This is a genomic window from Lawsonibacter hominis (genome assembly GCF_014287895.1).
Classification (GTDB): domain Bacteria; phylum Bacillota; class Clostridia; order Oscillospirales; family Oscillospiraceae; genus Lawsonibacter_A; species Lawsonibacter_A hominis.
Genome location: NZ_JACOPP010000013.1, coordinates 72886 through 83281, shown reverse-complemented (window position 1 = coordinate 83281; position 10396 = coordinate 72886). Strand labels below are relative to the sequence as shown.

Here is a 10396-nt window from a genome sequence, read left to right as displayed (position 1 = left end):
TTGGCGCGGAGCAGCTCCACCGTCTTGGCAAAGCGGTCCTTGTCCATGGTGCCCTTGCCCTCGTCGTCGCGCATGTGCAGGTGGGCGACCGCGGCGCCCGCCTTCCAGCAGGCGTACACGTCCTCGGCGATCTCCTCGGGCGTCATGGGGACATTGGGGTTATTGGCCTTGGTGGGCCAAGCGCCGGTCGTGGCGACGGTGATGATCGTCTTGCTGCTGTTCATAAAAATACACCTCAATTCAATCGTTTTATGGGGTCCTTCAGGAACGGGGCAGCCGCTGATGGTACTGCCGCTCAAAGGCATCCTCCAACCAGGGGCGGAAGTCGGGGTGGGCAATGCGGATAAGGGCACGCGCCCGCTGCGGGATGGTCAGCCCCCGCAGGCACACTGCGCCATACTCGGTGGCCACGAAGTGTGTATTCGTACGGGTCAGGGTCACAGCCGCTCCCTGCGGAAGGACGGGCAGGATGCGGGATTGGATGCGGGTCTCCCCGGTATTGGGGTCCCGGGACTGATAGGTGGAGCGCAGAGTGATGATGGACTTGCCGCCGGGGGCCATCTGGGCGCCCACCGACGTGTCCACTTGGCCGCCGCTGCCTGAGATGTGCCGGGTGCCCAGCCCTTCTGAGGCGCACTGACCGGTCAAGTCGATCTGGAGTGCAGCGTTGATGGAGGTCATGCCCGGATGGGCGGCTAGGACGGACGGATTGTTGGTATAGCTCAGCGTCTTGTGCAGAAAGGCGGGGTTGTCGTCAATGAAATCGTAGAGAGCCTGGCTGCCCATGGTAAAGCAAGTCACCGTCCGGCCTGGGTGGAGCGTCTTGCGGCTGTTGTCTGCTGCGCCGCTGCGCAGCAGCTCCATGCCGGCGTCGGATAGGGCTTCGGTATGGATGCCCAGATGGCGCTTGCCTTTCAGCTCGGACGCCAGAGCGTTGATGGTGCCGCCGAAGCCCAGCTGAATGGTGTCGCCGTCCTCTACCAGGCCGGCCACCACCTGGCCTAGCTGGCGGTCCGCTTCGTCGGGGATCTCGGAGGGGAGAACGCAGGGGTAACGGTCGGACTCCAGAACAGCATCCACCTGAGAGATGTGGAGCATGGTATCCCCAAAAATGCGTGGGGCGTGGGAGGCCACCTCGACCACCAGGCGACGGGCCCGGGGAAGCATCGCCAGCTCGATCCCGGCAGAGCCGGCCAGGGAAAAGTACCCGTGCCGGTCCATGGGAGAGACGGTAAGGACCATACAATCGTACGACTCGGCGGCGCAGCCCAGGTCCCGGGCGGCGTTGCGCAAATGGGTGGGGAGAAAGCTGCATCGGCCCAAGGCCTGCGCGCTTTGCTGAAACTTGTTATAAAAGATGGAACAGACGTCAAAGGCCTCGCCGCAGTCGGGATCGCTGAGCAGGGCGAGGGGCTCCAGGGGAAGGTAGTTGAGCACCTTGACGTTCCGGAGACGGGGGGCCGCCCGGTAAAGAGCGGCGGCGAAGTCCACAGGGAGGAGGCAGCCGCACGCCAGATACACCGTATCTCCGGAACGGATCCGGGCGGCTTCCTCATCGGCGGTGGTCCGCTTCCGGCGGTATTCTTCCTGAGGCATGGAAAAAACTCCTTTTACAGACCGGAGGACGGGGCATCATAGCGGCCCTGTCCTCCGGATGCCAGTGTGTGGGGGAAGCGGCTTAGGCGTACTTCTGGACCGCCGCTATGCCCTTATCGGTGATGCGCAGCTTCCGCTTGAACAGACCGCCCTCCACAATGTAGCCCTGACGGGTCAGGTGGGAGCAGATCGAGGACATGCGCATAGACTTGATTCCGTTTTTCTGAAGGAACTCAGCCTGCTTCTCAGGAGTGTCCTTGACGATTTTGAGCAGCTGGACATACAGGGGGGTCAGGCATTCCCTGGCCATCTCGCTCTCCCGGCCTCCAAGGACGGGCAGGGCGGCGCGGCCCTTATCGGTGATGGAGAAGGTATAGAATTTGGAGCCGCGCATCCCGGCGCGGACGATGTAGCCGCCCTGATCCAGGTGTTCCACGGCCGCAGAGGAGGTCTTGGAGTCCACGCCCAGCGCATCGGTCAGGTCGGCCATGTAGCAGTGGCCCACTCGGATCATCTCCAGTACCTGCAGGTCGGTGGCATCCAGCTTCACGTCTTTGCGGTTGGAGGCGGTTGGGACCCGCTCCCAGTTGGATTCACCGTAGTATTTAGGCTTGCCGGTGAGGGAGGCCAGCACAGCTACCACAAGAGTCACCAAGAAGCCCAGGGTGGCCAGGTAAATGTACTTGTTAATGGCGAATACCTTGAATACGTCGCCCAGCAGCGTGAACACAGCCATGGTGATCATACCGGCCAGGGCGCCGCAGATGGCGCCGCGGGAGTTGAACTTGGGCCAGATGGCGCCCAGGCCCAGCAGGATGGCAGGAGGCACCAGCCAGCAGTTGGCAAAGGCAAACAGATAGGTGGGGCCGCCCGGGAACAGGCACAGGACCCAGGTAAGCACGCCGATGAGCACCATGATCCACTTGGAGGCCTTCAGGGCCGTCTTGGTGTCCGCCTTGGGGTTGATCATGCGCTGATAAATATCGCGGGTGGCCACTGCGGAGGCGCCCAAAGCGGAGGTAGAGGCGGTAGACACCGACGCGGCTACGGCGCCGATGACAAAGAAAGAACCCAGGAAGGCGGGGAAGGTAGAGGCGATCAGGCCGTAAGCACCGGTGGGCGCCACAGAGCCGGAGCCGAAGGGAGCGGCGAAATTCTCGCCCAGGAAGGCGCCGGCAAAGGCGCCGATGATACCAAGAGGGATGCAGAAGACGACCACCAGAATAATGGCAGCCAGGACAAAGGATTTGCGGGCGACCTTCTCACTGCGGCAGTTGGCGATCTTCATCCAGTAGTAATTGTTGCCCCATACCAACGCAGCGGCAAAGCAGATGACAAAGTTGAGCACCGAGGGGTATGTGGGGGCGATCCCCTTCAGGGCGCCGCCGGTGATGCCGGCGGCGAAGGCGTTCCCGCCGGGCCAAGCAGCGTTGATGGCATCCAGCCAGCCGTAGCGTTGGCAGAGCAGGATGAGGATGGTGGGCACGATGATCACGCCCAGCGTGACCTGGAAGAAGTCCGTCAGAGTGGTGGCCCACAGACCGGAAATAAAGGTAAAGGCAATAATCACCAGGAAAATAACCGCCATAATTAAGGTGGCGTTCCACTTGGTGAATCCGGCGATGGCATTGGTGCAGGAGACGATGTTGTTGGCCAGGATGCCGGACATGCCGACCACGGAGGTGATGGCCACTACGGAGCGGACCTTGCCGTCATAGCGCATCTCCAGATACTCAGGAAGCGTCTGCGCGCCGCAGCGGCGGATGAAGTTGGAGAAGAGCAGGGCGAAGAGCAGCAAGCCGCAGATGCCGTAGATGCTGCCCCAGGCGAAGGAAGCGGTCAGGCCCAGCTGTACGGCAAAGCCGGGAGCCAGGGCTACGGTGGTGCCGGCAAAGCCGATGGCACACACGCCGATCATGTTGATGAAGGTGGAAATCTCACGTCCAGCCAGAATATAGTCCGAGGACTCCTTGACCCAACGCTTGCTGACGATGCCACAGCCGACCAGAATACCACAGAAAATCACAAACAGAACCAGAAAAATGGTGTTGGCGTTCATACATTTCCTCACTTTCTTTCCAGGGAGCCGCGCGCTCCGGCGATAGGATTACTCCACGAATGCGACCACGCGCGCCCAGCCGGCGGAGGCCGCTTTGATGCTTACGGGGAAGCAGTTCACCTTGAAGCCGGTGACGGGCAGCTGGTCCAGGTTGGTCAGCTTCTCAATGTGGCAGTAGGCCTTGTCCCGGCCTACCCGGTGGGCTTCCCAGATGATGGAGGCGTCGTGGTTCTTTTCAAACTCCTGACCCTCAAAGGGCAGAGGCACATCCCAGCTCCAACCGTCCGTACCGACGACGCGCACCCCCTGATTGAGCAGCCACATGGTGGCATCATAGCTCATGCCGGCGCCTGCCACCAGGTACTCGGGCTTGCCCCAGCGGTCGTCCGCATCGGTGCGGAGCAGCACGATGTCGCCGGCCTTCAGGGTGTAGTGGATGCGCTTGAAGTAGTCTTCCACATCCCGGGCGGTGATTTTGTATCCGTCGGATTTGTCGTGAAAGTCCATCACTACGCCGTCGCCCACAAACCAATCCAGGGGAACCTCGTCTATGGTCCAGGCCTTCTCCCCTCCGTTCATGGTGGGATAATAGTGATAGGGGGCGTCCACGTGGGTGCCGGAATGGGTGCAGACCTTCAAAAACTCAATGCCCCAGCCGTTGCCCTCGGGCAGGTCGTCCACGGTGCAGCCCTGAAAGAAACCCGCCATCTGTTCCGCCGTGTCCTTGTGGTTGCAGTACTGGATACGAGGGATCTGAATCTCAGGGTCGCTGGGCAGATCAGACTCAATGGGGATGGAAAGATCAATGATTTTCATACGTGAAACACACTCCTTCTTTTCGTCCTGCGCGGTTTAGACGGAACACCGGGGGGCGGCTGCCGCCTGCACACGAGAGATATAAGCAAATGGAATGCCAAATGCGCCTGACGGAAAAAAGCAAGCGCCGCCAAGGGCTTGCCAAACCGGATCGGGAAAAGAGCAGGACGGGAGTGTTCGGAGTTTCGGGCACAGGGAACATTCCACACGCCCTGAAACCCACTGGAGTCAGTCGAATTCAGGGCCAAACAGACGCATGCAAAGAAAAGCGGACATGTCATAAAAAGATTACATTTTTTAAAATAATCTGGATGCCTAATGAACAAAAATAAACTAAAAATGCGATAAAACAGGAACTTTCTCTGTTATATACAAAGAAAAAGTGTGAATTTAGACAGAATGTCAATTGCGGAGGGGAGGGGGCCGCTGATATAGTAAAAAGAACCTGTGCAACGCTGGGGGGCGGCGGTATGGAACAGAAGAACAAGCTGGACCAGGCCTGCATGATGCAGTTTATCGAGAACTTGGACGCGGCTGCGGTGCTGGACGAGACGGGCACCTATATCTATGTCAGCCCGAGCTGGCAGCGCTTTACCGGTCATACGGCCCAGGACGCGCTGGGACGCAAGGTGTGGGAGCTGCTTCCGGATACCCACGCGCCCGAGGTGCTGCGCACGGGAAAGCCCGTTCTGGCCCAGGTGGTCCGGGCCCAAGGAGTCCCTGCGGTCACCAATTATATCCCGCGGCTGGACGCCAACGGCAAGGTTATCGGCGTTTTTATCTATGTGATCGTCTACGGAAAACAGAATGTGGATGATGTGTCGGCACGGCTGAGCGAGCTGTCCCGGGAGGTCGAATTCTATAAGAAAGAGCTCTCACGCATACGGGGCGCACGCTATAGTATGGACAACATCATCGGGAAAAGCGACGCCATCCAGCGCCTCAAGGAGCAGATCTACCAGGCCGCCCACTCCGCCTCTACCGTGCTCATAGAGGGAGAGACCGGCAGCGGCAAGGAGCTGATCGCCCACGCGATCCACGCCGGCGGCGTCCGCCGCTCGGCCAATTTCGTGCGGGTAAACTGTTCGGCCATCCCGGCCGAGCTGATGGAGTCGGAGTTCTTCGGTTATGTGACGGGCGCGTTTACTGGGGCGGCAAAAAAGGGAAAGGCGGGCCGCTTCGAGCTGGCCAACAAGGGTTCCATCTTCCTGGACGAGGTGAACCTGCTTACCCCGACCATGCAGCCCAAGTTCCTGCGGGTGCTTCAGGAGCGTGAGATCGACCCGGTGGGCGGGGACAAGAGCATTCCCATCGACGTCCGGGTCATCGCCGCCTCCAATATCCCCCTGGAGGCCCTCGTGGAGACCGGACAGTTCCGCAGCGATCTGTACTATCGCCTGAATGTGATCCGCATCCAGGCGCCCACCCTGCGGGAGCGGAAGGAAGACATCCCCTTGCTGGTGGAGAATTTCATTCGGCAGCTCAACCGTCAGCTCGGCATGGTCATCGAAGGCGTGGGCCCCGGTTCCATGGAGCTGCTGATGGACTACGACTGGCCGGGCAATGTGCGGGAACTGCAGAATGCGGTGGAGAGCGCCATGAACGCGGCCGCCTCTCCCATCCTGCGGCGGAAGGATTTCTTCCAGCTGGAGCAGCGCCTGCAGGCCCGCAAGCGCCGCCAGGTGACCAGCAGCGGGGACTTCCGCCTGCGCCCTGCCCGCCAGGCGTTTGAACGGGAATTTATCCGGGATGCGCTGGCTGCTGCCAACGGGAACCGGGCCAAGGCCGCCGGACTGCTGGGGATTTCCCGCACAGTGCTCTATGAAAAGCTGGAACAGTATCAACTAAAGTAACGCCGCCCCGCGGACGGGGCCTTTTCCCCTGACCGTCGGAGACGGCTGGAAAGGAAATCATATATGCAGACGCAATTGAAAGACGCGGTGATCGTGGCCTACGGGCGCACCGCCTGCTGCAAGGCCGGTAAGGGAGCCTTCGCCCAGGTGCACCCGGTGGAATACGGCGCACAGGCGCTGTTGGGCGTGCTGGAGCGGGTCCCCGGCCTCCGTCCCGAGGAGATCGGCGACGTGATCATGGGCTGTGCCATGCCCTATGGGGTCCAGGGGGCCAACATGGCCCGGCTTATTGTACAGAGGGCCGGACTGCCGGACAGCGTTACGGCCCAGACGGTCAACCGCTACTGCTCCTCCGGCTTGCAGACCATCGCCACCGCCGCCAATGCCATCCGCTGCGGCGAGGAAGCGATCATGGTGGCCGGCGGGGTGGAGTCCATGTCCATGGTGCCCATGCTCATCGGCGTGGAGGACGCGGACCCCTGGCTGCGGGAGCACCGGCCCGAGGTATACACCATCATGGGGATTACAGCGGAAAACGTGGCCAAGCGCTGGAACATCAGCCGGGCGGACATGGACGCCATGGCCGCCGAAAGTCACCGCCGGGCAGCCCAGGCCCAGGTCCAGGGCTGTTTTGACGGGCAGATAATCCCCGTCCAGATCCCCGGAGCCGATGGACAGGCCGTCACGGTGATTCGGGACGAGGGGATTCGCCCCGGTACTACGGCGGAGAAACTGGCGGAGCTGAAGCCCTGCTTCTTGGAGGATGGTCTGGTTACCGCTGCCACCTCCTCCCAGCGCACCGACGGCGCCGGCTTTGTGGTGCTCATGTCGGCCGAGCGGGCCCAGGCCATGGGCCTTAAGCCGCTGGCCCGCTTTGTCACGTTCGCCACCGGCGGCGTGCCTGCGGAGGTCATGGGCGTAGGCCCTATTGAAGCCGTGCCAAAGGCGTTGAAGAAAGCGGGGCTCACCCTGGAGGAGATGGATACCATCGAACTCAACGAGGCCTTTGCCTCCCAAGCCCTGGCCTGTATCCGTACCCTGGGCATGGATCCGGCCAGGGTTAACCCGTGGGGGGGCGCCATGGCCCTGGGGCATCCGCTGGGCGCTACCGGCGCCATTCTCACATGCAAGGCGCTGAGCTATCTGGAACATACCGGCGGCCGGTACGGTATGGTGACGATGTGCATCGGCGGCGGCATGGGGGCCGCGGGAATTATCGAGCGCCTGTGAGGCGGCGTTCTCACAGGCGAAGGTGCGGCGGATCGTGGATGACGGTCCGCCGCACCTGTTTTTCAAAAAAGCAATGCCGCCCCGGCTATGCCTGGCAGGGCGGATCTTGCGTTTGTTCCCCTGCCGATCTGCGCCTGCAGGCGCGGCCCTGTACAGTTTCTCTGCTGGATACTGCCCCTGTTGGCAAGGGAACGCAAGCCCTTTTCAAGCTCCCCTTTTTGTGCTATACTAATTTGAATTGTGTGCAAAGGAGCATGGAATACAATGGACAAGATCGGCTTTGACAACGGGAAATACCGGGACCTCCAATCCAGCCGCATCCGGGAACGGATCGGACAGTTCGGCAACAAGCTTTACCTGGAATTCGGCGGGAAGCTCTTTGACGACCACCACGCTTCCCGGGTGCTGCCGGGCTTCGCGCCGGACAGCAAGATCCGGATGCTTCAGGAGCTTGCCGATAAGGCGGAGATCGTCATCGCCATCTGTGCCAGCGATATCGAGAAGAACAAGATCCGGGGGGATCTGGGCATCACCTACGACGTGGACGTGCTGCGCCTCATCGACGCGTTCCGGAGCCAGGGGCTGTACGTGGGCAGCGTAGTGGTGACCCGGTATGCCGCCCAGCCCGCGGCGGACGCCTTCAAGCGCCGGATGGAGAGCCTGGGAATGCGGGTATACCTGCACTACCCCATTGCGGGCTACCCCAATAACATCCCCCTCATCGTCAGCGACGAGGGATACGGCAAAAACGACTATATCGAGACCAGCCGGCCCCTGGTGGTGGTCACCGCCCCCGGCCCCGGCAGCGGCAAGATGGCCGTATGCCTCTCTCAGCTCTACCATGCGTACAAGCGGGGCGTCAAGGCGGGCTACGCCAAGTTTGAGACCTTCCCCATCTGGAATCTGCCCCTCCAGCACCCGGTGAACCTGGCCTACGAGGCCGCCACGGCGGACCTGGGGGACGTAAACATGATCGATCCCTTCCATCTGGCCGCCCATGGAGCGACCACGGTGAACTATAACCGGGATGTGGAGATTTTCCCGGTGCTTTCCGCCATGTTCGAAAAAATTATGGGGGAGTGCCCCTATAAGTCCCCCACCGACATGGGGGTGAATATGGCGGGCTGCTGCATCGTGGATGACGAAGCGGTCTGCGCCGCCGCGCGGCAGGAGATCGTCCGCCGGTACTACGCCGCCCTGTGCGACCGCCGGACCGGTCAGGCCGACGACGAGCTGGTGTACAAGCTGGAGCTGATCATGCAGCAGGCCAAGGTGGACGCCTCCATCCGGCCGGTCATCGCCGCCTCCGCCCGGGTGGCGGAGGAGACCGGAAACCCCGCCGCCGCTATTGAGCTGCCCGGCGGGGAGGTGGTTACCGGCAAGACCACGGCCCTCATGGGGGCCACCTCCGCCACGCTGCTCAACGCCCTCAAGCGCCTGGCAGGGATCGATCACGGCTCCCACCTGATCTCACCGGAGGCCATTGAGCCCATCCAATCGGTCAAAGTCAGCCACCTGGGGTCCAACAATCCCCGCCTGCACAGCGACGAGACGCTGATCGCCCTGGCGATCTCCGCCACGACCAACCCCCTGGCCAAGCGGGCGCTGGACCAGCTGGCCCGGCTGCGGGGCTGCGAGGCCCACTCCACGGTCATCCTCTCTCCGGTGGATACCGGCATCTACGGCAAGCTGGGCCTGCGCCTGACCTGCGAGCCCACCTATGAGACCAACAAGCTCTATCATAAATAGCGCGGGGGTGCGGCCCGTTGGGGCGCACGCTGCGAGACGTTTTTGAGCAACTGCCGGGCGGCGGCCGCAAAAGCGGCCGCCGCCCGGCAGTTGCTCAGGATGCCTTCCAAACATCCGCGGCCTGTCGCCAGGCGGCGGTATTTTCCGCCGTCTGGGGTCGGGGCGTCAGGCCTGCGTCGCGCGTCAGATATACGCCCAGCCAGGCGGAAAAACGCGCGGCGCCCGCCCGGTTCAGGTGCCCCGCATCGTAGAGATGCGTCAGCGGGTCCAGGCCGGCGGAAGCAAAGTCGCCGCTCCAGTCCAGGCAGAGGGCCGATGGGGACAAGGCCGCCACATCGGCGGCGATCTGGGTGTAGACCTGCGGAGCGAAGCGGCTGTAAGTGGGGTGGAAGACCACCAGGGGCAGGATGCCCTCCTGCTCGCACAGGGTCAGGATCTTTCCCAGCCAGGCCAGGTTTTCCTGATAGAGATCCTCCTCCTGCGTCGGACGCCGAAAGGGCCCGTCCTCCAGCCCGGAGGCAAGTCCGTCCACGGCGGTGTAGCCTTTGAGCAGGTCGGTCCGGTCCGGAGCGAACGTGTCCAGAACGTCGCCGGGGGAGACCTGCTTCCAGCGGTCATGGTAAAAGTACAGCTCAAAGAGCAGCCCGGTGCGCAGCTCCGGCTCAGAAGCCCGGAAGATGGCCGCCAGCTTGTTCCGGGAAAAGGGCATATAGCCGACGTTGATCTGGGTGTAGCTCTGATAGCGGGCGAAGTGCAGGGCGGAGGCCTCCAGGATCACCGCCTGTGGGGACTGGGTCCTCAGGGCCTCCTTCAGGTAGTAGTAGGTCTGGGACAGGGTCTGTTCCGGACCTGCCAGCACGTAGCCGGTCAGACCGGACGCGTCGTAGACCAGGGCGGGGTTTACGTCGCAGTAGGCGTAGGAGCTGCCCAGGTACAGATAGTCCAGACTGTCTGCAGGCTCGGCGCGATAGGGGCCCCACACCGCGCCGTAGTTGACGCGTGCCGGACGCAGAGCCAGCCCGGCCAGTCCAAGCAGCAGCGCCGCCAGCACCGCGAAGGCGGCGGCAAAGATCCGTTCTTTTCCGTTCTTCAT

The 10396-nt window shown here is 62.2% G+C and carries 8 protein-coding genes; 3 read left to right on the top strand and 5 right to left on the bottom strand.

What is annotated here, in order from left to right; genetic code table 11:
• The 4 genes from H8S57_RS10610 to H8S57_RS10595 all read right to left on the bottom strand — a co-directional run.
• Positions 1–224 (bottom strand): 3-keto-5-aminohexanoate cleavage protein (locus H8S57_RS10610; protein ID WP_186908057.1); only part of this gene is annotated, 224 nt, incomplete at its 3' end.
• 37 nt (positions 225–261) lie between these two features.
• Positions 262–1596, bottom strand: a complete 1335-nt coding sequence (locus H8S57_RS10605) for an acetyl-CoA hydrolase/transferase family protein (protein ID WP_186908056.1) — start codon at positions 1594–1596, stop codon at positions 262–264.
• Positions 1597–1678: 82 nt separating this feature from the next.
• The gene (locus tag H8S57_RS10600) at positions 1679–3655 is read right to left on the bottom strand and encodes a sodium:solute symporter family transporter (RefSeq protein ID WP_186908055.1); all 1977 of its coding nucleotides are present in this window, start codon (positions 3653–3655) and stop codon (positions 1679–1681) included.
• 48 nt (positions 3656–3703) lie between these two features.
• Complete coding sequence (locus tag H8S57_RS10595) at positions 3704–4471, bottom strand: cyclase family protein (RefSeq protein ID WP_186908054.1); 768 nt, start codon at positions 4469–4471, stop codon at positions 3704–3706.
• Positions 4472–4941: 470 nt separating this feature from the next.
• Between H8S57_RS10595 and H8S57_RS10585 the strand changes: the two genes are divergently transcribed.
• The 3 genes from H8S57_RS10585 (at position 4942) to H8S57_RS10575 (ending at position 9303) form a co-directional block, all read left to right on the top strand.
• On the top strand, positions 4942–6324 hold the full coding sequence (locus H8S57_RS10585; RefSeq protein ID WP_243204785.1) for a sigma-54 interaction domain-containing protein: 1383 nt from the start codon (positions 4942–4944) through the stop codon (positions 6322–6324).
• A gap of 63 nt (positions 6325–6387) precedes the next feature.
• The gene (locus H8S57_RS10580; protein ID WP_186908052.1) at positions 6388–7554 is read left to right on the top strand and encodes a thiolase family protein; all 1167 of its coding nucleotides are present in this window, start codon (positions 6388–6390) and stop codon (positions 7552–7554) included.
• 264 nt (positions 7555–7818) lie between these two features.
• Complete coding sequence (locus H8S57_RS10575; protein WP_186908051.1) at positions 7819–9303, top strand: DUF1846 domain-containing protein; 1485 nt, start codon at positions 7819–7821, stop codon at positions 9301–9303.
• A 94-nt stretch (positions 9304–9397) separates the two neighbouring features.
• Here H8S57_RS10575 and H8S57_RS10570 read toward each other — a convergent pair whose 3' ends face one another.
• Positions 9398–10396, bottom strand: coding sequence for a hypothetical protein (locus H8S57_RS10570; RefSeq protein WP_186908050.1), 999 nt, complete (start codon positions 10394–10396; stop codon positions 9398–9400).